This is a genomic window from Brachybacterium sillae (assembly GCF_025028335.1).
GTDB classification, from domain to species: Bacteria; Actinomycetota; Actinomycetes; order Actinomycetales; family Dermabacteraceae; genus Brachybacterium; species Brachybacterium sillae.
Genome location: NZ_JAFEUW010000001.1, coordinates 1,445,520 through 1,467,957 on the forward strand (window position 1 = coordinate 1,445,520; position 22,438 = coordinate 1,467,957).

Annotated in this window: 19 protein-coding genes, 1 tRNA gene and 1 pseudogene; 11 read left to right on the forward strand and 10 right to left on the reverse strand. The window is 73.9% G+C overall.

The window, feature by feature from the left end:
* Positions 1 to 37: 37 nt before the first annotated feature.
* Entirely contained in the window at positions 38 to 2,032 is a 1,995-nt protein-coding gene (locus tag JSY14_RS06630; RefSeq protein ID WP_259557982.1) for a glycosyltransferase, read from the forward strand.
* A 24-nt stretch (positions 2,033 to 2,056) separates the two neighbouring features.
* Here JSY14_RS06630 and JSY14_RS06635 read toward each other — a convergent pair whose 3' ends face one another.
* The 4 genes from JSY14_RS06635 to JSY14_RS06650 form a co-directional block, all read right to left on the reverse strand.
* Positions 2,057 to 3,148, reverse strand: coding sequence for a glycosyl transferase (locus JSY14_RS06635; protein WP_259557983.1), 1,092 nt, complete (start codon positions 3,146 to 3,148; stop codon positions 2,057 to 2,059).
* Positions 3,148 to 4,275, reverse strand: coding sequence for a glycosyltransferase (locus tag JSY14_RS06640; RefSeq protein ID WP_259557985.1), 1,128 nt, complete (start codon positions 4,273 to 4,275; stop codon positions 3,148 to 3,150). Before JSY14_RS06640 ends, JSY14_RS06635 begins: the two co-directional genes overlap by 1 nt.
* Positions 4,276 to 4,519: 244 nt before the next feature.
* A tRNA-Ala gene (locus tag JSY14_RS06645) sits at positions 4,520 to 4,592 on the reverse strand.
* Between the two features lie 34 nt (positions 4,593 to 4,626).
* Entirely contained in the window at positions 4,627 to 4,944 is a 318-nt protein-coding gene (locus tag JSY14_RS06650) for a VanZ family protein (protein WP_259557986.1), read from the reverse strand.
* 436 nt (positions 4,945 to 5,380) lie between these two features.
* Between JSY14_RS06650 and JSY14_RS06655 the strand changes: the two are divergent.
* The 3 genes and pseudogenes from JSY14_RS06655 (at position 5,381) to JSY14_RS06665 (ending at position 7,330) form a co-directional block, all read left to right on the forward strand.
* Positions 5,381 to 6,936, forward strand: a pseudogene (locus JSY14_RS06655) (sodium:solute symporter family transporter).
* Positions 6,937 to 6,970: 34 nt separating this feature from the next.
* Positions 6,971 to 7,099 (forward strand): putative transporter small subunit, encoded by a 129-nt coding sequence (locus tag JSY14_RS06660; protein WP_210411798.1) that lies wholly within the window; start codon positions 6,971 to 6,973, stop codon positions 7,097 to 7,099.
* A gap of 21 nt (positions 7,100 to 7,120) precedes the next feature.
* Positions 7,121 to 7,330 carry a DUF2871 domain-containing protein gene (locus JSY14_RS06665; RefSeq protein WP_259557987.1) on the forward strand — a complete coding sequence of 70 codons (210 nt, stop codon included), beginning with the start codon at positions 7,121 to 7,123 and terminating at the stop codon, positions 7,328 to 7,330.
* 31 nt (positions 7,331 to 7,361) lie between these two features.
* On the opposite strand, the gene JSY14_RS06670 is transcribed toward JSY14_RS06665, so the two are convergent.
* The 3 genes from JSY14_RS06670 to JSY14_RS06680 are packed head-to-tail and all read right to left on the reverse strand — an operon-like array spanning position 7,362 to position 10,554.
* Positions 7,362 to 8,057 carry a LutC/YkgG family protein gene (locus JSY14_RS06670; protein WP_259557988.1) on the reverse strand — a complete coding sequence of 232 codons (696 nt, stop codon included), beginning with the start codon at positions 8,055 to 8,057 and terminating at the stop codon, positions 7,362 to 7,364.
* A complete protein-coding gene (locus tag JSY14_RS06675) occupies positions 8,054 to 9,694 on the reverse strand; it encodes a lactate utilization protein B (RefSeq protein WP_259557989.1) in 1,641 nt (546 codons plus the stop codon). The genes JSY14_RS06670 and JSY14_RS06675 overlap by 4 nt, the downstream gene beginning before the upstream one ends.
* Positions 9,691 to 10,554, reverse strand: coding sequence for a (Fe-S)-binding protein (locus JSY14_RS06680; RefSeq protein WP_259557991.1), 864 nt, complete (start codon positions 10,552 to 10,554; stop codon positions 9,691 to 9,693). Before JSY14_RS06680 ends, JSY14_RS06675 begins: the two co-directional genes overlap by 4 nt.
* Before the next feature lie 201 nt (positions 10,555 to 10,755).
* Here JSY14_RS06680 and JSY14_RS06685 point away from each other — a divergent pair, with 201 nt between their 5' ends.
* From JSY14_RS06685 to JSY14_RS06695, 3 genes are all read left to right on the forward strand, one after another.
* Positions 10,756 to 12,417, forward strand: a complete 1,662-nt coding sequence (locus JSY14_RS06685; RefSeq protein WP_259557993.1) for an L-lactate permease — start codon at positions 10,756 to 10,758, stop codon at positions 12,415 to 12,417.
* Between the two features lie 79 nt (positions 12,418 to 12,496).
* Positions 12,497 to 13,225 (forward strand): FadR/GntR family transcriptional regulator, encoded by a 729-nt coding sequence (locus JSY14_RS06690; protein ID WP_259557994.1) that lies wholly within the window; start codon positions 12,497 to 12,499, stop codon positions 13,223 to 13,225.
* 189 nt (positions 13,226 to 13,414) lie between these two features.
* Positions 13,415 to 14,389 (forward strand): hypothetical protein, encoded by a 975-nt coding sequence (locus tag JSY14_RS06695; protein ID WP_259557995.1) that lies wholly within the window; start codon positions 13,415 to 13,417, stop codon positions 14,387 to 14,389.
* A gap of 122 nt (positions 14,390 to 14,511) precedes the next feature.
* On the opposite strand, the gene JSY14_RS06700 is transcribed toward JSY14_RS06695, so the two are convergent.
* Positions 14,512 to 15,969, reverse strand: coding sequence for an MFS transporter (locus JSY14_RS06700; RefSeq protein WP_259557996.1), 1,458 nt, complete (start codon positions 15,967 to 15,969; stop codon positions 14,512 to 14,514).
* Positions 15,970 to 16,220: 251 nt separating this feature from the next.
* Between JSY14_RS06700 and JSY14_RS06705 the strand changes: the two genes are divergently transcribed.
* Together JSY14_RS06705 and JSY14_RS06710 are read left to right on the forward strand one after the other, a co-directional pair.
* Positions 16,221 to 17,534 (forward strand): M20/M25/M40 family metallo-hydrolase, encoded by a 1,314-nt coding sequence (locus tag JSY14_RS06705; protein WP_285892257.1) that lies wholly within the window; start codon positions 16,221 to 16,223, stop codon positions 17,532 to 17,534.
* Positions 17,535 to 17,755: 221 nt separating this feature from the next.
* Positions 17,756 to 19,321 (forward strand): NAD-dependent succinate-semialdehyde dehydrogenase, encoded by a 1,566-nt coding sequence (locus tag JSY14_RS06710; RefSeq protein WP_259557999.1) that lies wholly within the window; start codon positions 17,756 to 17,758, stop codon positions 19,319 to 19,321.
* An 87-nt stretch (positions 19,322 to 19,408) separates the two neighbouring features.
* Here the strand turns inward: JSY14_RS06710 and JSY14_RS06715 are convergent, their stop codons facing one another.
* On the reverse strand, positions 19,409 to 19,738 hold the full coding sequence (locus tag JSY14_RS06715; RefSeq protein WP_259558000.1) for a hypothetical protein: 330 nt from the start codon (positions 19,736 to 19,738) through the stop codon (positions 19,409 to 19,411).
* 106 nt (positions 19,739 to 19,844) lie between these two features.
* Positions 19,845 to 20,333, reverse strand: coding sequence for an NUDIX domain-containing protein (locus JSY14_RS06720; RefSeq protein ID WP_259558001.1), 489 nt, complete (start codon positions 20,331 to 20,333; stop codon positions 19,845 to 19,847).
* Positions 20,334 to 20,405: 72 nt separating this feature from the next.
* On the opposite strand from JSY14_RS06720, the gene JSY14_RS06725 reads away from it, so the two are divergent.
* Positions 20,406 to 21,419 carry a DMT family transporter gene (locus tag JSY14_RS06725; protein WP_259558002.1) on the forward strand — a complete coding sequence of 338 codons (1,014 nt, stop codon included), beginning with the start codon at positions 20,406 to 20,408 and terminating at the stop codon, positions 21,417 to 21,419.
* Between the two features lie 62 nt (positions 21,420 to 21,481).
* Positions 21,482 to 22,435, forward strand: a complete 954-nt coding sequence (locus JSY14_RS06730; protein WP_259558003.1) for a sugar-binding transcriptional regulator — start codon at positions 21,482 to 21,484, stop codon at positions 22,433 to 22,435.
* Positions 22,436 to 22,438: the final 3 nt, after the last annotated feature.

The window sequence follows — 22,438 nt, forward strand, 5'->3', positions numbered from 1 at the left end:
GCGGCATCGCATCCCCCAGGTCAGGAGGCCCTCCCCCGTGAGCATCACCGTCCAGCACGTGCCCGCGCAGCACCCGTACACCCGCGCGATCCGCCCCCTCGACCCGGGCGCCGCGCCGGACGTGGAGTTCCTGCCGAACCCGCCGGTGCCGGGCGCGCCCGCGCACCAGTGGTGGCCGCCCCGGGCCCTGGACGCGGAGTGGCTGGCCGAGCACCGCCCGGACGTGCTGCACGTGCACTTCGGCTTCGAGCACTTCAGCCCCGCCCAGCTGGCCGCCGCCCTGGACACGCAGCACGCGCACGGGGGCGCCGTCGTCGTGACCGTGCACGACCTCGAGAACCCGCACCTGACGGACCAGGGCCCCCACCGAGACCGCCTGGCCGTGCTGCTGGGCCGCGCGGACGCCGTGCTCACGCTCACCCCCGGCGCCGCGGCGACCCTCGCCCGCGACTACGGCGTGCGCGCCCTCGTGGTCCCCCACCCGCACATCGTCCCGCTCGAGGACCTCGTGGCGCAGGGCGACGACGACGCCCCCGGCGCGCTGCCCCCCGACGCGTCCGACGACGGCGACGGCGCGGCCGCCCCCGCCCGCCTGCTGGTGCACGCCAAGGACTTGCGGGCCCAGGTGGCCCCGGTGGCGCTGCTGCCGGTGCTCGCCGCCGCCGTCGCGACGCTGGCCGACCGCGGCCTCGACGCGCGGGTGACCGTGGAGGTCCAGGACACCGTGCAGGACGAGGACGCCCTGGCCGCGCTGCGCGCGGGCTGCGCCCACCACGGCTTCGAGCTGTGGCAGCACGACCGGCTCGACGACCCCGCCCTGCACGCGCTGCTGCGCGACGTGGACGTGTCCGTGCTGCCGTACCGCATCGGCACCCACTCGGGCTGGGTCGAGATGTGCCGGGACCTGGGGGTGCCGGTGGCCGTCGCGGACATCGGGCACATCGCGGACCAGTCCGGCGCCTGGTTGACCCCCGACTCGCTCGCCGCGTTCGACCCGGAGGATCCCGACTCCCTCGCCGACGCGCTCGAGACGCTGGTGCGCGCCCGCGCGCGCACGGCCCCCGCCGACCCGGCCGCCCGGGCCCGGCAGCGCCGTCGCGTGGCCGCCGCACACGTGGCGGTCTACCGCGAGGCCCTCGCCCGGGCGCGCGGAGCGTTGCCGAGCGTGTCCGTGCTGGTGATCACGGGGCACCGGGACGAGCACCTGGCCCGCGTGATCGCCGGGCTGGAGCGCTCTCACCGCCGCCCGGACCAGGTGGTCGTGGTGTTCATGGGCCAGCCGGACGGGCGCGTCCCGGCCACGGACCTGCCCGTCACCGTGGGGCACGTGGCCGCCGACGCCGGCCTGCCCCTGGCGCAGGCCCGCAACCGCGCGGCCGAGCTCGCCACCGGCGAGATCCTCGTCTTCCTCGACGTGGACTGCATCCCGGCCGCCGAGACCGTCGGCGTGCTGGCCACGGAGGTCGCGGCCCACCCCGGGTCCGTGGTGATGGGCCGGCCCCGCTACCTGCGGCCGGGCTGGACCCGCGGCGTCGGGGACGCCGACCTGACCTCGCACCGCGCCGACACCCTGCTGCGCCGCCTCTCCGTGCCCCACCGGGCACGCGCGCACCTGACCGCCGGCCCCTCGGACGAGTGGCACCTCGTGTGGACGCTGATCCTGGCATTGCGGCGCGCGGACCTGGCCCGCATCGGCGGTTTCGACGCGGGCTTCACCGGCTACGGCGCCGAGGACACGGACCTGGCCTTCCGCGCCCGCGACGCCGGCCTGACGCTGCGGTTCAGCCCCGCCGAGGCGTTCCACCAGCACCACGGGGTGATGGCCCCGCCGCTGCACCACCTCGAGGACATCCTGGTCAACGCCCGCCGCTTCCGGCAGGTGCACGGCCGATGGGCCATGGAGGGGTGGCTGCGCGCGTTCGCGGACGCGGGGCTGATCGCGTGGGACCCCGAGGGCGAGCGGCTCGAGCTGCTGCGTCACCCCACGGAGGCGGAGCTGACGGCCGCCCGCCGCGACGACGCCGCGTACTGAGGGCCGAGGGCGGCGGGCCCGGACTCAGCCCAGTGCGCCCTCGATCGCCGCCTCCCAGCGCCGCCGGTGCTCGTCCGGCGCCACGAGTAGCAGGCCCGCGAGCCGGTCGGCGGCGGCCGGGTCCGCGAGGGCGCCGCGCACCGCGCCAGCCCAGTCGGCGTCCGGGTCCTCCCACGCGCACCACGGCACGCCCGCGGCCCGGTGGATCTCGCGGACGAACACGCGCTGCTCGTCGAACGGCCGCGGCTCGGGGGCGAGCACCACGGGGCGGCCGGAGCGGGCGGCGTCCACCACGGCGTTGTGCCCGGCCGAGACCACCACGACGTCGGCGTCCGCGGCCCGGCGGGCCGGCGCCTGGACCCAGCCGTGCAGCGTCACGGTGGCGGGCATCGCCTCCGCCGCGAGCCCGCCCGGCGCCTCCGGCTCGCCCACCCCGGCGATCGGGCCGTACACCTCCCACGTCGCCTCCGGCACGGCGGATGCCGCCCGGGCCAGGTCCGCGGCCCGCACCCCGCCGCCGCCCGTCCCGGCGATCACGGTGACGCGCGGGGCGGCGCCGGCCGTCGACGTCGTCGTGGCGCGGCTGCCGAGTCGGCCGGTGACGTCCGCGACCCCGAGGTAGGTGACCCGGTCCGCGTGGGCGGCGCGCCAGGCGGGGACCTCGAGCTCGGCGGCGTAGTGGGCGAAGAGGCCGTCGGCCTCGGCGTAGACGAGGGCGTGCGCGGGGTCGGTGCGCTCGCCGTGCATGCGGCGGTGCAGCACGGGCCAGCCCGCCAGGCGCAGGAACAGGGCGGCCTCCACGGACACGTCCACCACGCACACGTCCGGGTCCACCCGTTGCGCCGCCGCGTGGAGGGCGTCGAAGCGCGCCCGGATCTCGGGCCCCACCGGGGACCAGTGCAGGGGCGAGCGCGCCGGCTGCTCGTGGCCGGGCACGAGGTCCGAGGGCAGCGGGATGACGGGGACGTCCGCGGGCAGCAGTGCGGCCGCCCGGGGGTGGGCGGTCACGACGGTCACGTCGAACGCCCCGGTCGACGCCAGGCCCGCGGCGTGCCGCAGGTGCCCCGCCCCGTGCTGGTGGGCGTAGTAGAGGACCCGCCTGCGGGCCGGGGCCATCAGAGGGACTCCAGGTCCGCCGCGTCGGCGGACGGGCGCGGGACCTCCCGGGGGTCGAACCCGTACGCGTCCTCGGCGGCGGCGAGATCGCGGGCGTCCTCGGCGGCCTGCTCGAGCAGGTCCACGTATCCCTCCACCATGGTCTCCGCGCTGAACCGGCAGGCCCACGCACGCACGCGTCCCCGGTCCTTGCGGCGGGCGTGGCGGATCGAGACCGCGAGCTCCTGCGCCGTGTGGTGCACGGCCAGCGCGCCGGCCTGCGGGGCGACGATCTCCCCCATCGCGCCGCTGAGCAGCGCGGCCACCGGCACGCCGAGCGCCATGGCCTCGACCACGGCGAGCCCGAACGGCTCGGCCCACAGGGGGGTGGCCAGGAAGACATCGCCCGTGGCGAGCATGTGCGGCAGCGCGTGGTGGTCGAGGTGGCCGTGGTAGACGGTGTCCGGGCCGAGCCGCGGCACGACCTCACGGGCGTGGTACTCCTCGTCCGAGATCGGCCCGGCGAAGTGCAGCTCCATGCCCGCGATCCGGGCGGCGTCGATCGCCACGTGCAGGCCCTTCTCCGCCGTGATCCGGCCCGACCACACGGCGCGGCCGCGCACGGGGACGGCGTCGGAGACCCAGTGGTGCAGCTCGATCCCGTTGGGCACCACGTCCACGCGCGGCAGCCGGTGCTGCCAGGCCAGCGCGTTCGACGCGGACACCGAGGCCCACCGATGGTGGTCGGGGGCCGTCCAGCCCGGGGCGTCGACGACGGCCAGCACCTCCGCCAGCGTGGCCGGCGTGTGCAGGACGGTGACCATGGGGCGGGCGCGCAGCAGCTCGAGCGGCGCCGGGGAGAGGGAGTTGTTCAGGACGGCGTCGGAGTCGCCGTCGAGGATCAGCGCGCAGGCCCGGCGGGCGGCCTCCTCGCGCACGCGGGCGCCCGCGCGGCCCGGGCCGGCGCCCTCGGCGGGCAGCACGGCGACGACGTCGCCCGGCAGCCGGGTGCCCTCCCGCGCGTAGACGGTGACGTCGTGGCCCCGGCGCACGAGGTGCTCCACGGTCATGGCCGTGTGCCTCTCCAGCCCGCCCTCGTAGGGCGAACGGATGGGGTGGAGCATGTGGGTGAGCACGCTGATGCGCATCGGCGTCCCCTTCCCGGCCCGGGCCGGGCCGAACGGCCCCGTGCGGGGCGGCAGAAGCGCGACTGACCTGCGGTGAGACGACCGCATCACGTCCGCGCTGACGTACCCCGGCACTGTAGACACCCGGGGGGTCCCCTCGGAAGCGCCGGCCCCCTCCCGGGGGTGAGGGCAGGGCAGGCGCACACGCCCCGTCACGAGAAAGTCCCGGCCCGCGACCTCGAGGATCGCGGACCGGGACGGTCCGTGGAGCTAAGGGGAATTGAACCCCTGACCTTTTCATTGCGAACGAAACGCTCTACCAACTTAGCTATAGCCCCAGGTCATGCCCTCCCGCGGGAGTGCACCGGACCATCATACGCCCGACGCCCCCGATCCTCCAATCCGGCGGCGCCACGCGGCGACCACGCCGAGCACCACACCCGCCAGATCCGCGACGACATCCACCGGGTCCCCCGTCCGCAGCGGCATCCACGCGTGCTGCACGAGCTCGCTCACCGGCGCGTGCACCGCGAACGGCAGCGCCCACCACGCGCTCCGCCCCCGCCACACGGCGAGGAACGCGGGCAGCGCGAACACGGCCACGTGGATCGCCTTGTCCAGCCCCGGCGCGGCGAACCCGGCCTGCGGCACCTGCTCGCCCGGCAGGTACAGCACCACCAGCTGCACCACGACGGCGACGGCCAGCGCCGCCGCCAGGGCGCGGCGCCGTCGTCGGGAAGCGGGGGGCGGCCGGGGAGCCGGAGGGAACGGTCATCCACCCATTCTGTCCGGCTCCCGTGCCGGGCACTCATGGTCCCCGCCCTGCTGAAAAGGCTCTATGTTTTTGCCATTTCTGCGCCGACCATGTGATTATCGCGCCATCCGGGTGGGCTCGTTCCGCCAGGATGCCGGTGTTGACAGCGCCGCCCAGGGCCGAGGGACCGCGATGGCTTGAGCAGAGAGCTCGCCGTTCGTGGACTCAGGACCCGGCGGGATGCCCTCCACCTCCCCGGCCCCTGGCCGCGACGTGATCGGTACGCCACCCTCCGCCCTGCGGAGCCGTGCCCTGACCGGACCGCGCCGGGGGATCGGGACGTCCACAGTCACTCGTGCGAAAGGAAGTTCGATGCCGCCCTCCCAGGACGCAGCGTCCCTGACCCAGCTCGGCGTGATCGGGGTGATCCTGCTCATCGTGCTGTTCTACGGCGGGACCATGATCATGTCCGTGGCCATCTCCAAGAAGAAGGAGAACGCCGACGCCTACATGACGGCCGGCAACCGGATCGGGTTCGGCGTGTCCGCCGCATCCGCACGGTCGCACCGCGCGCCCACACCCTCGCCGAGGTGATGTACGCCCGGCACGGCCGCTCCTCGCAGCTCATGCTGGTCGGCTCCAACGTGCTCGGCTCCGTCATCTCCCTGACCTCCAACTTCATCGCCGGTGGCGCCCTGATCTCCCTGCTGTCCCCGCTGCCCTTCGGCGCGGGAATCCGGATCGTGGCCGCGGGCGTGCTGCTGTACACCCTGTGGTCCGGCTTCCGCGCCTCCGTGCTCACCGACTTCGCGCAGGTGATGGCCATGCTCGGCGCGACCGTCATCATCATCCCCGCCGTGTTCTTCGCCGCGGGCGGCCCGGACATGTTCCAGACCGGCGTCGAAGCGGGCCACGTCACGGCCCAGCAGCAGAGCTTCTTCTCCTCCGACGCGTTCATGAACCAGGGGGCCCCGGACATCGCCGCGGTGCTGGCCTACGCGATCGGCAACCAGACCATCGCCCAGCGCCTCTTCGCCGTGCGTGAGGACCTCATCGAGCCCACCTTCATCACGGCCACCCTCGGCTACGGCGGCACCGTGATCGGCGTCGGCACGCTCGGCGTCATGGCGCTCTACCTGGGCGTCGAGCCGCTCGACGACGACGTCAACAACCTCCTGCCACAGATGGTCGCCGACCACCTGCCGCTGGCGCTCGTGACCCTGGCGTTCCTGATGATCATCGGCTCGCTGTCCTCCACCGCCGACTCGGACCTGTCCGCCCTCTCCTCGATCGTGATGACGGACGTCTACGGCCAGTCGGTCGGCCGCCAGAACGCCGACCCGAAGACCATGCTGCTGATCGGCCGCATCACCATGATCGTGGCGACGGCGGCGGCCCTGTACTTCGCCACCGCCAAGTTCGACATCCTCGACCTGCTGGTCTTCGTGGGCGCCCTGTGGGGCTGCCTCGTGTTCCCCGTGATCGCGTCCTTCTACTGGGGCAAGATCACCAACGTCGCGTTCACGGTGTCCGTCCTCGCCGCGCTGGCTGTGTTCCTGCCCGTGCGCTTCGAGTGGATCCCGATCGAGGGCGCCTGGGCATTCGTGGTGGGGACCCTCGCGATCCTCGGCGTGGGCGTCGTGCTGGGCATCATGTGCTTCGGCTTCTTCGGCCTGCGCCCGGCGGTCGTGGTCGGCGCGATCGCCTCGGTCGTGATGCTGTTCCTCGGCTACGGCTTCCTGCGGGACTACGCCACCCTCACGGGCTCGCTCGTGGCCTACGCCGTGTCCTTCCTCGTCTGCTGGGGGCTGTCCGTCCGCTCCGGCCAGGACTTCGACTTCGACCGGATCGCGCGCGTGACCGGCGACTTCGACCCCGCGACCGAGGACCTGCCGCAGGTCGAACGCACCTCGGCCGCCGTGTCCTGATCCCCCCGTCCCCCGACTCGCAAGGAGCATCCGCATGACCGTCGGTCTGACCCTGTACGTCCTGATGTGGCCCGTCCTCGTGCTGGCCGTCCTCGTCTCGATCGCCCGCGGCTTCTTCGCCGACTGGGCCGCGGCCCGCCGCGAGGGCCGCTCGATCATCTGAGGCACCCGCCGGGGGCGGCCCGTGACCCTGGTGGTCCTCGCCCTCGACGCGGTCGTCCGCCTGCCCCCCGCCGAGACCTCGGCAGCCATCCCGGGCATCGCAGGGCTCGGCCACCTGCTCGTGACCGCCGGTCTCGCGCTGCTGTTCGTGGCCCTGTACGGCGGCGTGCGGGAGCGTCAGGCCCACCTCGAGACGGGCCGCACCGGCGGCGCCGTCATCGAGGGGGCCTGAGCCGCCCGACCCCTGCCCGACCGCGCCCGCGTCAGCGAGCGCGGTCGAGCAGGATCACGTCCAGGCGGCGCGGCCCGTGCACGCCTTCGACGCGCTCGAGCTCGATGTCGCTCGTGGCCGAGGGCCCGGAGACCATGGTGATCGGCGCCGTCGCCTCCACGCGGGCCAGCGCCTCGGGGAAGAGCTCCACCACGGAGTCCAGCGGAACGATGCACACGTGGTGGTCCGGGACCAGGGTGATCGCCCGGCGGCCCTCGTCCGGGCGGCCGCTGAGGAAGATCGTCCCGGTCTCCGCGCAGGAGACCGTCGAGGACGTCACCACCGCGTCCACCTCGTTCAGCGCGTCCATGCTGAGGGGCTCGCGCTCGCCGTCGTGGGCGCCGCGGACCGCGGCCCGCTCCCCCGTGTGACCCACCGCGGGCTCCGTGATGCGCTCCCGGCCGGCCCCGCGCGAGTCCGCGGGGAGCCAGTCGGGCTCCAGACCGGCCGGCACCACGTACCGGGCGTCCGGGCCGAGCAGCTCGGCGATGGCCGCGGCCACCGTCTCCTCGGTCTCATCCCGCACGGAGGCCCGGTAGTCGATCAGCCGATCGCGCAGCATCTCCACCACCTCGGCCCGGTCCCGGGAGGAGGTCCGCCGGTAGGTGCGCTGCACCGGGTCCGGGACCGGGCCGTCCGCCGTCGCCTCGCGGATGCGCCGCAGGATCTCGGCCTTCGCCTCGCTCATCGTCCGTCCTCCTCGACGTGCTCGTCCTCCTGGCGGTCCAGCCCCGCGACGCCGTCCAGGGCGGTCCGGTGCTCGGTCTCATCCTTGTGGCGGGCCCACCAGTTGCGGAAGGACTCCCGCGGGGGCGCCGGCACGTCACGCTCGTCGGTCCACCCGCCGGCGATGCCCGGCAGCCAGCCGAGCACCCGGTCCGGCCCGGCCGCGACCCGGCCCAGCCCCAGTCCCCGCTCGGCCAGCGACATGCGCCGACCCGAGGACATCACCACGGAGGCGCCCTTCATCGCCACGTCCATCTGCGAGGGCGTGACGGACTCCACCGCCGCCTTGGCGCGGGCCAGGGGGCCGCCGGCGGCGTCCTCGTCCGTGCGCAGGGCCTTCCGGGCGGCGTGGGTGGCCTGCACGTCCTCGTCCCGGAGGTGGATGAGGATCGAGGGGATGTCGATGGCCACGGGGCACACGTCGTAGCACGCCCCGCACAGCGTGGAGGCGTAGGGCAGGGTGCCGTTCTCCCCCGCGTCCACACCGGTGAGCTGCGGGGAGAGGATCGCGCCGATCGGGCCCGGGTAGACCGAGCCGTAGGCGTGGCCGCCGGTCTGCTCGTACACGGGGCACACGTTCATGCACGCCGAGCAGCGGATACAGTGCAGCGCGGAACGGCCCTTCGGGTCGGCCAGCACCGCGGAGCGGCCGTTGTCCAGCAGGACCAGGTGGAACTCCTGGGGACCGTCGCCCTCGGTGACGCCCGTCCACATGGAGGTGTACGGGTTCATCCGCTCGCCCGTGGACGAGCGCGGCAGCAGCTGCAGGAACACCTCGAGGTCCTCGAAGGTGGGCACGAGCTTCTCGATGCCCATCACGGTGATCAGCGTCTCCGGCAGGGTCAGGCACATGCGGCCGTTGCCCTCCGACTCGACGACGGCCAGCGTGCCCGTCTCGGCGACGCCGAAGTTCGCCCCGGAGATCGCCACCTTCGTGCTCAGGAACTTCTCGCGCAGGTGCCGGCGTGAGGCCTCGGCCAGGTCGGCCGGCTCGGAGGTGAGGCTCTCGTCCGTCTCTGGCATCTCCCGGATGAAGATGTCCCGGATCTCCTCGCGGTTGCGGTGGATCGCGGGGACGAGGATGTGGCTGGGCCGGTCGTGGCCGAGCTGGACGATGAGCTCGGCCAGGTCCGTCTCGACGGCGGCCACGCCGGCATGCTCGAGCGCGGCGTCCAGGCCGATCTCCTGGGTGGCCATGGACTTGACCTTGATCACCTCGTCCACGCCCTTGGCGGTGACGAGCTCCGTGATGATGCGGTTGGCCTCGGCCGCGTCCCGGGCCCAGTGCACGACGCCGCCGCGCGCGGTGACCTCGGACTCGAGCCGCTCGAGGAGCGCGGGCAGGTCCGCCATGACGGACTGCTTCAGCGCGGAGCCGGCGGCGCGCAGCTCCTGCCAGTCCGGCAGCTCCCCGACGACGCCGGCACGCTTGGCACGGATGGTGTGCGTGGCCCGGCGGATGTTGGCGCGCATCTGGCCGTTCCCCAGCTGCTCGCGGGCAGACTCGGGGAACGGGGTGTTCAGCAGGATCTCGCCCTCGCCGTGGACGGGGCGGACGGCGGGCATTCCCAGGCGCACGCGGGTGGGTGCGGTGCTCATCGGCGGGCCTCCTCAACACGGGCGGACGGTCCGCGGCGGGCGCCGGCCGACGCGGGGATGGACAGTTCGACGGGGCCGTCGACCTCGAGCGGGTTCTCCCGGGTGGCCGCGAGGATCTCGGCGAGGTGCACGGTGCGCAGCGGGCGGCCGTCCTGGCCGCGCGCCTCTCGACGGTGCATGGCCCCGTCCAGGTGGAGCAGGCAGGAGGCGTCGCCGCCCGTGCAGAGGGAGGCGCCGGACGCGGTGATCTTCTCGATCTTCTCCTCCGCGATGGCGGCGGAGACGTCCGGGTTCTTCAGGGAGAAGGTGCCGCCGAAGCCGCAGCACTCCTCGGCGTCCGGCAGCGGGCGCAGGTCGATGTCCGCGACGGTGCGCAACAGGTCCTCCTGGCGCGAGCCCAGGCGCAGCAGGCGCATGCCGTGGCAGGAGGGGTGGTAGGTCACGGTGTGCGGGAACCAGGAGCCGAGCTGGGCTCCGGCGTCCGTCACGCCGAGGACGTCCGTGAGCAGCTGGGACAGCTCGAGGGTGCGGGAGGCGACGACCTCGGCGTCGCGGGCCAGACCCTCGTCCCCGCAGGAGCGTGCGACGTCCGGCTGCTGGTGGCCGAGCGAGGCCACGCAGGAGCCGGAGGGGGCGACGGCGAGGTCGTAGTCGGCCTCCATGAAGGTGCGGACGTGGTTGCGCACCACGGGCAGGGCGTCCTCCACGTACCCGCTGTTGACGTGCATCTGCGAGCAGCAGCCCTGGCCGGGCGGGAAGACCACCTCGTGGCCGAGCCGCTCGAGGATGCGGACGGTGGCGAGGGCCACCTTGGGATACATCGCGTCCACGATGCATGTGGCGAACAGGGCGATTCTCATGCCGGTCTCCGTTCCGGACGGGGCGCCTGGGGTGCCGTGCGGTGCGGCAGCACACGGGTGCCGTAGTGGTCAGACCATATCACGCCAGCTCCTTGCAAGGTGACCGCCCTCACAGTATTCTCCTTCGTCTGACCACTGTGGTCCGACCATCACCGGCCCGACCGGATCCCGCCCCGTCCCCTCGCCCACCGGGAGACCCCCGTGCACACCTTCACCCCCACCCCCGATGCCGCCGGCAGCGTCGCGCTCTCCGCCGCGCTCGGCGCCCTGCCCCTGCTGACGTTCTTCGCCACACTCCTCGGTCTGCGCCTCAAGGCCTGGCAGTCGGGGCTCGCCGCGCTCGTGGTGGCCCTGCTCGTGGCCGTGCTGGGCTTCCACATGCCGGCCCACCTGGCGGCGCTGGCCGCCGCCCAGGGAGCGACCTTCGGCCTGTTCCCGATCGTCTGGATCGTCGTGATGGCGCTGTGGTTCTACCAGGTCACCGTGCTCTCCGGGCGATTCGACGACATGCGCGCGATCTTCGACTCGCTCGGCGGCGGAGACATCCGCATCCAGGCCGTGCTCATCGCGTTCTGCTTCGGCGGCCTGCTCGAGGCCCTCGCTGGCTTCGGCGCCCCCGTGGCCATCACGGCCACCATGGTGCTCGGCCTGGGTGTGCCCCCGCTGCGGGCGGCCACCGCCGTGCTGCTGGCGAACACCGCGCCCGTAGCCTTCGGCGCCGTGGGCACCCCCATCACCACCGCGGGCACGCTCACCGGCATCCCCGCCACGCACATCGGTGCGATCGTCGGCCACCAGGCCCCGTTCGTGGCCGTGTTCGTGCCGTTCCTGCTCGTGTTCATCATCGACGGGCTGCGCGGCGTGCGGCAGACGTGGCCGGCGCTGATCGTGATCGGCACGAGCTTCGCCGTCGCCATCTGGCTGGCCTCGACCCACTTCTCCTACGAGCTCACCGACGTCGTGGCCTCCCTGGTCTCCCTCGCCGCCGCCGTCCTGCTGCTGCGCTTCTGGCGGCCGCGCGGCGCCGAGGAGACCCGCCAGCGCCTCGATGCCCCCGCCCGCTCGGCGGCGCAGGACCTCACCCCCGGCCGGATCTTCATGGCCGTGCTGCCTTACATCGTGGTCGTGGCCGTGTTCGCCCTGGCCAAGCTGGCCCCCCCGATCACCGCGGCCCTGAACTCCGTCACCGCGAAGATCCCGTGGCCCGGGCTCGACGGGCACCTCGTCGACGCCTCCGGCGCGCCCCTGGCGAGCACCGTGTACAAGTTCGAGTGGCTGGCCTCCCCCGGCACGCTGCTGCTGATCGCCGGCCTGATCATGGCCGTGGTCTACTCCCGGTTCGACCACGGCGGCCGGTTCCCGCTCTCGGTGGGGAACGCGATCGCCGAGATCGGCCGCTGCTTCGCTCGCATGCGCTGGTCCGCCCTGACGATCGTGATCGTGCTCTCGCTGGCCTACGTCATGAACTTCTCGGGCCAGACGGTCGCCATGGGCACGTGGGTGGCCGGCCTGGGCACGGCCTTCGTGTTCCTGTCCCCCGTGCTCGGCTGGCTCGGCACCGCCGTGACCGGCTCGGACACCTCCGCTAACGCGCTGTTCTCCACCCTGCAGCAGACCGCCGCCACGAACATCGGCGCCGATCCGGCCCTGCTGGTGGCCGCCAACACCTCCGGCGGCGTCGTGGGCAAGATGATCTCCCCGCAGTCCCTGGCGATCGCCGCGACGGCGGTCGGCATGGAGGGCCGGGAGTCCGAGATCCTGCGCCGCGTGGTGGTGTGGTCGCTCGTGCTCCTGCTGGCGGTGTGCACGCTCGTGTACTTGCAGTCCAACCTGCTGGCGTGGATGCTGCCGGCGGCGGGCTGACCGCCTGCACCACCCGAGCGGGGCGGCGTCCGTCGGTAGGACGGACGGTCGCCGCCCCGCCCCCTCGGAAGGTCCGTCCATGACCGCTGCCCCCGCCTACACCATCGTGCTCGACTGGCTCGAGGCCGAGCTGCGCTCCGGCGCCGTGGTCGTGGGGGACAAGCTGCCCGGCGAACGCACCCTGGCCGAGCGCTTCGGCATCTCCCGGGCGTCCGTGCGGGAGGCCACCCGGATTCTCGAGGCCATGGGCCTGATCCGCGCCAGCGCCGGCTCCGGGCCAAACTCGGGGGCCGTCGTCGTCTCCGAGCCGTCCGCGGCGCTGGGCTGGGCGCTGCGCCTGCACATCGCCACCCGGTCCCTGCCGATGGCCGACGTCGTCGCCGCGCGCGTGCTCCTCGAGACCGATGCGGCGCAGGCGGCCGCCGCCACCTCCGGCGACCCCGAGAGCGTCGCCGTCCTGGCCGAGGTGGAGGCCCTGCTGGACCGGATGGACGACCCCGCGCTGCCGGAGGAGGACTTCCACCTGCTCGACACCGAGTTCCACGTGCGGCTGGCCACCCTGGGCGGGAACGTCGTGACGGCGATGATGCTGGACTCCCTGCGTCAGGCGACCATCGGCTACGTGACCGAGACCGTGGCCGGGCTGTCCGACTGGCCCGCCGTGCGCGCCGGTCTGCAGGCCGACCATCGGCGGATCCTGGCCGCCTCCGCCGCCGGGGACGGCCGGGCGGCCGCGCAGGAGCTGCGGGAGCACGTCCTCGGCTTCGCCGCCCTCGCCCAGACCGGCAGGGTGCCCGCCGCCGGCTGAGCCGGCGAAGGGTCCGGCGCGCGGGGTCCCGCCGGACGGACGGCTCCGGCGGTTCAGGCGGTGAGGCCGTGCACCAGGGTCAAGTCCCGTGGCGTGGTGTCACTTCGTTGTTCCCGTGATGGATGGGGTCAGGCTGTGAGGTAAAGCTCGGGGCGGGCGGGTTCTGCTGTCGCGCGGGATGCCGCGCACGTGGCCGTGGCGTGGGCGGCACTCGGGCTGCCGCAGCGGGCGGGGGCGACGCTCACGCAGCTGGCGCGACGCTGCGGGCCCGACGGCTGGTTCGCCGCCCGCACCGACCCGATGACGGGTGCGGCGCCCGATGACCGGGAGCGTCAGCTCGACGGCACCGCCTGGTTCCTGTGGGCGGCAGATGAGATCGCCCAGCGGGGCGGGGCCGGGCAGGTCTCGGGCGCGGACACGGGCACGGGCGCGGAGACGGAACTGCTGGGTGATGCGCTCCGGCGCTGCACGGAGCTGCTGCTGCGCGTCACCGAGCCGGGCGGGGCCTCCGCGCGGGGGGTGATGCGGGGTGGACGGCCCGCACGCGGGTCGGCCGCGGCCCTTCCGCCACCCTCCCCCGACTATCGGGAGCGGCCGGAGCGGCAGCCGACGATCGCGACCTGCGCCCTGGTCGCGGCCGGGTTGGAGCGCGCCGCCCGCCACTGCCCCGCAGGGCTCGCCGAGGCCTCGGCGCAGCGCGCGGCCGCGCTGCGGGAGCGCATCGCCCGGGACTTCGGGCCCACGGGGTACGGCCGGTACCCGGGGCGGGATCTGCCCGATGCGGGCATCGCCTTCCTGCTGCCGCCGTACGCACCGCCCGTCACCAGCGACTCCGCCGCGGCACCGGCCGGCGCCATCGGGGCGTCACCCGCCGACGTTCTCCCCGAGGTGGTGCGGGCCCTGGCGCGTCCGGCCGGGGGGCTCGCTCCGGGGGCGGGGTGGCACCGTGACGGCATCTCCTGGACACCCGCCACCGCGCTCATGGCCCGGGCGCTGCGCGAGAGCGGCCACGGGCAGGAGTCGGCGCGGTTGCGGGGGTGGCTCACCGCGCACCGCACCGCCGCCGGCAGCCTGCCGGAGAAGGTGCGGCATGACGGCACGCCGACGGAGATCGCCCCGCTCGGCTGGACTGCGGCGCTGGTGGTGCTGGACCTGCTCAGCTGACGGCTCCGCTGAGGATGCTCGTGAGGGCGCTCGTGAGGGCTGCGGGAGAGGGTTCGAGACGGTTCGGGGAGCGTGTCGGGGGACCCGCGCCGGTGGGGCGGGCGGGTATCCCGCGGCGGGCGTCAGTCGAGGCCGGCGCCGCGCAGCTCCGGCAGCTGGAAGGCCGCGACGGCAGCGAGCACGAAGGATGCCGCGATCACCGCGAACACCAACCCGACGCCCCCCGCCGCCAGCAGCACCGGCACCAGCAGCGGCGCCACGATGGACGCGAGGCGACCGAAACCGGCGGCAGCACCGCTGCCGGACGCCCGCACCGCCGTCGGATAGATCTCCGGACTGATGGCATAGAGCGCGCCCCAGGCACCGAGTGCGAAGAACGACAGCACACAGCCGACCACCACGATCTGCCATGCCTCCCCCGAGGTGCCGTACACCAGGGCCGCACCGGCGGAGCCCAGGAGGAACGCCCCGAGGGTCCAGCGACGGCCGATCCGCTCGATCAACCAGGCGCTCACGGCATACCCGGGAAGCTGGGCGAGGGTCATCACCAGCGTGAACTCGACCGACCGGGTGAGGTCGAAACCCTGCTCCACCAGCAGACTGGGGATCCAGATGAACGCGCCGTAGTACGCCAGGTTCAGCAGGAACCATGCGGACCACAGGGCGGCCGTGCGGTACCGCAGCTGCGGGGACCACAGCCCCGGCCGGACGGATGCGGGGTCGGACGGTGCGGCACCGGGGTGTTCGCGGTCGGATGCATGGCGGTCGGATGCACCGCGGTCGACCGCGGTGCGGACCGTCTGACCGGGGCCCGTCGCCGTCGGGGTCGCGGACGAGTGGTCATCGACGGCACCCGGGCGCGCACCCATCACGGCCGGGGACTGTTCGAACCCGCGGACCGTGCGTTCGGCCTCCTCGTGTCGCCCGCGGCGTTCCAGGAACCGCACCGACTCCGGCATCCCCCAGCGGACGACGATCGCGTAGAACGCGGGCAGGCACCCGAGGGCGAGCGCCCACCGCCACCCCGAAGGGCCCTGCGCCACCACGGTGGCGCCGATGATCGCCGCGAGGATCCACCCCACCGCCCAGAACGCCTCCAGCCACACCACCATGCGACCGCGGATCCGGCGGGGTGCGAACTCACTCACCAGGGTCGAGGCCACCGGCAACTCGGCACCGAGTCCCAGACCGACGATGATGCGCAGCGCCACCAGGACCGCGAACGACGTGGCCAGGGCCGAGGCCCCGGTCGCAAGCCCATACACCAGCAGGGTGAGGGTGAAGACGTGACGGCGGCCGTAGCGGTCAGCGAGCGCCCCGCCGACGACGGCTCCGATCGCCATGCCTACGAACCCGGCGGAGGCGAGCAGTGACCGCTCCTCCAGGCCCAGATCCCAGTGCACGGCCAGAGCGGCCATGAGGAACGAGACCAGGCCGACGTCCATCGCATCCAGGGCCCAGCCGATGCCCGAGGTCCCCAGCAGGCGGGCGTGTCGGCGGGTGAACGGCAGCGATTCGAGACGCTCGGTGCGGCTGGGCGTGGACGGGGTCGGGGCGTGGCGGTCGGGCGCGAGGGTCATGGGGCGGTCCTGGCGTCGGGACGGGGTGTGCGGCGAGGGGGACGGCCGGCCCGGCAGCCGGCACCCTGGGGCGCGGGTCGACGGGTCAGTCGACAGTGGAGCGAACACGCGGTGGGAGCACCGCGTCTCCACCCTTCGATCCTGGCATGACCTGCATGAACTTCGGACTCGAAGAGGTCACGATCCGATTCCGGGACGGTCACGATGCCCGGCGGCCCGGACGGCATGGGGTGGGGTCGTAGTGTGGGCGTATGAGCGAAGAGAGCCGTCCCACCACCTCCCGTGACATCCTCCGCGAACTCGTGGCCCGCGACTCGACCTCCGCCACCGGCAACCGCGGCGCGGTCGATGTGCTGGAGGAGGTGCTGGCCGCGTCCGGCGCCGAGATCCACCGTTTCGACGAACCCGACGGCATCAACGCGAACATCATCGCGGTCTACCCGGCGACCGACGCTCCCGGGTCCGCCGCCCCCGGGTCCGCCGCCCCCGGGTCCGCCGCCCCCAGCCCGTCCTCCGCCCCCAGTCCGTCCTCCGCCCTCTTCCGGGCCGGCGAGGACGATCCCGAGCGGGTCGGCGTGATGCTGGCCGGACACCTCGACTGCGTGCCCGTCACCGGGCAGTCGTGGACCTCGGACCCGTTCACCCTCACCGAGCGCGACGGCCGCCTGTACGGCCGCGGCACCGCCGACATGAAGGGCTACCTCGCTGTCGCCGCCGCCCTGGCCCCGCGGATCGCCGCCGCCGAGCGGCGGGTGCCGGTGATCATCGCCGCCACCTGGGACGAGGAGACCACCGGCACCGGCGCACGGCATCTCGTCGAGCAGCTGGAGGAGCTGCAGCTGCGCCCCGCGGTGTGCTTCGTCGGCGAGCCCACCAGCATGGAGGCCATCCCCGCGCACAAGTCGATGAACACCCTGCGGGCGGAGTTCCGCGGTATCGCCGCGCACTCCAGCCTGCTGCCGCGCGGCCTGAACGCCATCCGCTACGCCGCCGAATTCATCGACTTCTACCACCGCGAGGTCATCGACGACTTCCGCGAGAACGGGCCACGCGACGACGCCTACCCGGTGCCGTACTCCACCGGCGGCGTGAACGTGGTCGAGGCGGGCAACGCGATCAACACCGTGCCGGCCCGGGCCGTGGTCGACCTCGAGTTCCGGGCGCTGCCGCATCTGGATCCGCAGCAGGTCGTGGACCGGCTGCAGGAGCGGATCGACCGGATCGACGCCGAGATGCGCGGGGCGATCCCCGAGGACCCCGCCGATCCCGTCGCCGCCGAGCAGGTGGGCGCGACGCTCACCGTGCTGAACCTGCTGTACGGGCTGGACGGATCGCCCGACGGGCCTGCGGCCACGGCGGCGGTGGCGCTCGGCGCGGATCGCACGGAGGGCAAGGTCACCTACGGCACGGAGGCCGGGATCTACGAGCATGCGGGGATGGCCGCCGTGGTGGTCGGACCCGGGGACATCGCCCAGGCCCACGGTGCCGACGAGTTCGTGACCCCCGAGCAGCTGGAGCGCTGCGAGGCCTTCGTCGCGGCGCTCATCGAGGCCGTCGGACGCTGACGGCCCGGTGCGCCCCCGTGCGCCTCACCTGCATGCGCCTCACCCCGGTGCGCCCCCGTGCGCCTCACCCACGCTTGACGCCACCCCGTCCCCGCGTGCGCATAGTGCGCACCTGAGTTCCACTTCCTGGAAACCAGGCGCGCATATCGCGCAGGGACCGCGCCATCCGCCAGGTGATCCGCTTCGACTGACGCAGGCTTCGACGGAATCAGGAGATACCGATGCCCGACCTTCCCACCATCACACCCGAGACCGTCGCCGACCTCGTGGACCGGCTGCCCCGCAGCTCCTGGATCGGCGGCCGCTGGATCCACGGCCGCGACGGCTCCGACCGCCCGGGCGCGAACTCCGACACCGACCGTCCGGGTGCCGCCTCCGGCACCGCCGTCTCCCTCGCTGCCGAGGATCTCGCGGTGGAGGACCCCGCCACCGGTGAGACCCTGGTGACGATCGCCGCGGCGTCCGACGGTGCCGCGGCGGGGCTCGCTGCGCTGGATGCCGCCGCGGAGGCGCAGGCCTCCTGGGCCGCGACCACGCCGCGGGAGCGCTCTGACATCCTCCGTCGGGCGTTCGAGCTGCTGCACGCGCGAGCCGATGACCTCGCCCTGACCATGACCCTGGAGATGGGCAAGCCCCTCGCGGAGGGGTACGGGGAGGTCAGCTACGGCGCCGAGTTCCTGCGCTGGTTCTCGGAGGAGGCGGTGCGCACCCCGGGCCGTCTTCGCCCCGCCCCCGCGGCCGCCGATCAGCTGATGTTCGTCGACTCCCGCCCCGTTGGCCCCTGCCTGCTGATCACGCCGTGGAACTTCCCGCTGTCGATGGGCACCCGGAAGATCGGCCCCGCGCTGGCTGCGGGATGCACGGTGGTGCTGAAACCCGCTGGGATGACGCCGCTGTCCTCCCTGCTGCTGGTGGAGATCCTCGAGGAGGCGGGTGTCCCGCACGGCGTGGTGAACTGCGTGGTCACGCCGCAGTCGAAGGAGATGTCGGCGGCGGTCATGGCCGACCCGCGCCTGCGGAAGGTGTCGTTCACGGGCTCCACCCCGGTGGGGAAGGGACTGCTGCGGCAGGCCGCCGAGCATGTGCTGCGGACCTCGATGGAGCTCGGCGGGAACGCCCCGTTCCTGGTGCTGCCCTCCGCGGATCTCGACGTCGCCGCCGAGGCGGCGCGCCTGGCGAAGTGGCGCAACAACGGAGAGGCCTGCACCGCCGCGAACCGTTTCTACGTCCACTCCTCCGTGGCGGAGGAGTTCACGCGCAGGCTCGCGCAGGTCGCGGACTCCCTCGTGGAGGGGCCCGGCATCGAACCCGAGTCCACGCTCGGCCCGGTGATCAGTGCGAAGGCCCTGTCCGAGATGCAGGAGCTGGTCGACGACGCCGTCGAGCGGGGCGCCCGGATCGTCACCGGTGGCGAGGCCCTGGACCGGCCCGGGCATTTCTACCCGGCGACCGTGCTGGCCGATGTGCCCGCCGACGCCCGCGTGTGCCGGGAGGAGATCTTCGGACCGATCGCCCCGGTGGTGGTGATGGACGACGTCGACGAGATGATCGCCGCCGCCAACTCCACCGAGTTCGGGCTGATGAGCTACGTGATGGCGGAGGACCACCGGGAGATCGCCCGTGCCGTGCGGGGCATCGCATCGGGGATGGTCGCGGTGAACGTCGGTGTGGCCTCGGACCCGGCGGCGCCGTTCGGCGGTGTCAAGGAGTCCGGGGTGGGCCGCGAGGGCTCCCATGAGGGCCTGGCCGAGTACCTCGAGACGACGTACGTGCGCATGGCCCTGTGACGCGGCAACGCCCCTGACGCGCGAACGATCCTGACGTGCCGTGGCATCGGCACGTCAGGATCGCGGCGCGTCAGCGCATCCTGTGCGTCAGTGGTCGAGGTCCTCCGAGAGGGCGTTGGCGCCGCGCTCGTCGAGCGCCGGCTCCTCGGCCTGCATCTCGTCGCCCTCCCGGTTGCCCTGTTCGGCGGCGGTCGCATCGTCGGCGCCACCGCCCCCGGGCAGGCTCTGCGCCGCCCCGACGGGGAGGTTGCCGTCAGTGCCGTCCTCCCGAGCGGCGCGCTCGGCCTCGAGGATGTCGTCGGCGCCCTCGACACCGCTGCCGACGGGGCCCTCACTGCCGGGCTCGACGACGGGATCGGCGACGTCCTCGATCGGGTCGGCGGCGTCGGAACGGTCGCGGGTGGGATCGGTGGTCATGGGTCCTCCTCATCGGCTCGGGGCTCTCATCCCGGGGTATCGCCGCAGTGTACGGGCCGGGTCTGGCCAGCATCTGGGCCTCGCGCGGGTCTCAGGCGCGTGGGTCTCAGGCGCCGGTGACGCCCAGGCCGGTGGGGCGCGCTCCCGGGTCGGACAGCAGCCAGTCGGTGAGCTCCGGGGGCCGGACGTCGTGCTCGTGCAGTTCCCGGATCGGCACCCACGCCACCCCCACCTGGCGGCTGTCGGGCGCCGACCCCAGGCCGGGTTCCTCCCCCGGAGCGAGCCCGGCCCAGTACGCGAGATTCACCTGGTGGAACCGCAGCGTCCCGTCGACCCGCTCGATGGTCTCGTAGACGCAGGCCAGGTCGTGGACGGCCACGTCGGCACCGATCTCCTCACGGCACTCGCGGCGCAGCGCCTCCGCCTGGGATTCGCCGCGCTCCTGACCGCCACCGGGCAGGGCCAGCACCTCGCGGCCATCGTGCTCCCGGTAGCGGTTCAGCAGCACCCGGGCACGATCCACGATGATCGCCTTCACCGCCACCCGGGGACCGCCGGGGACAGGGGCGGCATCGGGGCGGGGTGTGGAGGTCATGGGCACTCCTGCGGGGTGGGTCGAACCGGACGGGGACGCGTGGAGTCTACGGACCGGGCGTAGTCTGCCGCGGTGTCCGATCAGCCCACTCCCCCGCTCCCGCCGACCCCGCCCGCCGGCACACCAGCCGCCGACCCCGCACCCATCGACGCCGCCGCCGCGTGGTGGGCGCTGCCGGTCGCGGTCAGCGGCGGCGTCCTCGCCGCCGTCCAGGCCCGGATCAACGCCCGGTTGTCCGCCGAGATCCACGACGGGTACACCGCCGCCGCCCTGTCCTTCAGCACCGGCCTGGTGATCGTCGCGGCGCTGGTGCTGCTGCGCCCGTCTCTGCGTCGGCGCACCCGCGCCTTCGCCTCCGACCTGCGCCGCGGCGTCTTCCCGTGGCCGCTGACGCTGGGCGGCCTGGGCGGGGCGACGTTCGTGCTCAGTCAGAACCTCACCGTGGGGGTGCTCGGGGTCGCCCTGTTCCTGGTGTGTGTGGTGGCGGGACAGACCGCCACCGGCCTGCTCGTCGACCGCAGGGGTCTCGGCCCGGGAGGCAGCCGACCCCTGACCGTCCCGCGCGTGGTGGGCTCCCTCCTGATGATCCTGGCGGTGGTGATCTCCGTGGGGGCGGGGATGACCGGGGCACCACTGTCCCCGCTGGTGCTGCTGCCGATAGTGGCCGGTGTGGCGGTGGGGCTGCAGCAGGCGGTCAACGGCCGCGTATCCCAGCACACGGGGCACTTCCTGGTGGCCACCCTCGACAACTTCATCGTGGGGGCGGGGGCGCTCGTGGTCCTGGCCATCGCCCACGCCCTGGTCACGGGCCGGTTGCCCGGAGCACTCCCACCCGAGCCCGTGCTGTACACCGGTGGGGCGATCGGGGTGGCGTTCATCGCGATGGCGGCGGCGCTGGCGAAACCGCTCGGGGTGCTGACCCTCGCGATGACGACCATCGCCGGGCAGATCGTCGGATCGGTGGCGCTCGACGCCCTGGTGCCGCAGCAGGGCACGGAGCTGACCCTCGCGACGGTCGCCGGAGCGCTGCTGACCCTGGTCGCGGCCGGTGTTACCGTGCTGCCGGCCCGCCGCGCCCGCGCATAGGCTCGGACCACCCGCGCCCAGCGCCCGCGCCCGACACCACCCCCCTCGGAAGGAGCCGCCCCGTGCCCGCCCCGCGCGACACCGCGATCATCGTCCAGGCGGCCCGCCTCTACTACGAGCAGAACCTGTCGCAGGCCGAGATCGCCGCGCAGCTGGACCTGTCCCGCTCGAACGTCTCGCGGATCCTCACCCAGGCCCGTGAGCGCGGCATCGTCGAGGTGATCATCCACGACCCCGACGCCCCGCCCAGCCACGACCCGGCGCTCGAACAGGCCCTCGCCGCCCGCTGGCCGGCCCTGACGCAGGTGCAGGTGGTCTCCTCCGGGCTCGCCGGCATCGACGCTGTCGCGCGGACCGCCGCGGAGCTGCTGGCGCAGCGGGCGCGGAGTGTCCGCAGCATCGGTGTCTCCTGGGGGCACACGGTGCAGAGCGTCGTCGCCCACCTGCCGTCGGCGCGACTGCGGCCCGCCCCGCGGGTGCTGCCGCTGGTCGGTGGGTTGAGCGCCCTGGATGTCACCGAATCCGGGGACACGGTGCTGCGGTTGCTGGCGCAGAAGCTCGGGGCGCAGGCGGAGCCGCTGTACGCGCCGGCGATCCTCGAGTCCGCGGCGGCGGGCCGGACCCTGCGGCAGGAGTCGAGCATCGCGCGGGTGCTGGAGGCCGCCGCGGAGGTGGACCTGGCGCTGGTGGGCATCGGCTCGCTCGGCGTGCACTCCTCGCCGCATCTGGTGGAGCTGATGCGGCTGGACGCGGGCGAGGAGGCGGCGTTCCGGGCCCAGGGACCGGTGGCCGACCTGTGCGGCTGGTTCCTCGACGCCGCGGGGGAGCCCCTCGGACCGCCGACGGCGGACCGGGTCGTCGCGGTCACCGTGGATCAGCTGCGGGCGGTGCCGGATGTGCTGGCGGTCGCGGCGGGTGCGGAGAAGGCCCCGGGGCTCGCGAGCGTGCTGCGCTCCGGGGCGGTCGACACCCTGGTGGTGGACACCGAGCTGGCGCGCGCGGTCCTCGCCCGCTGAGTC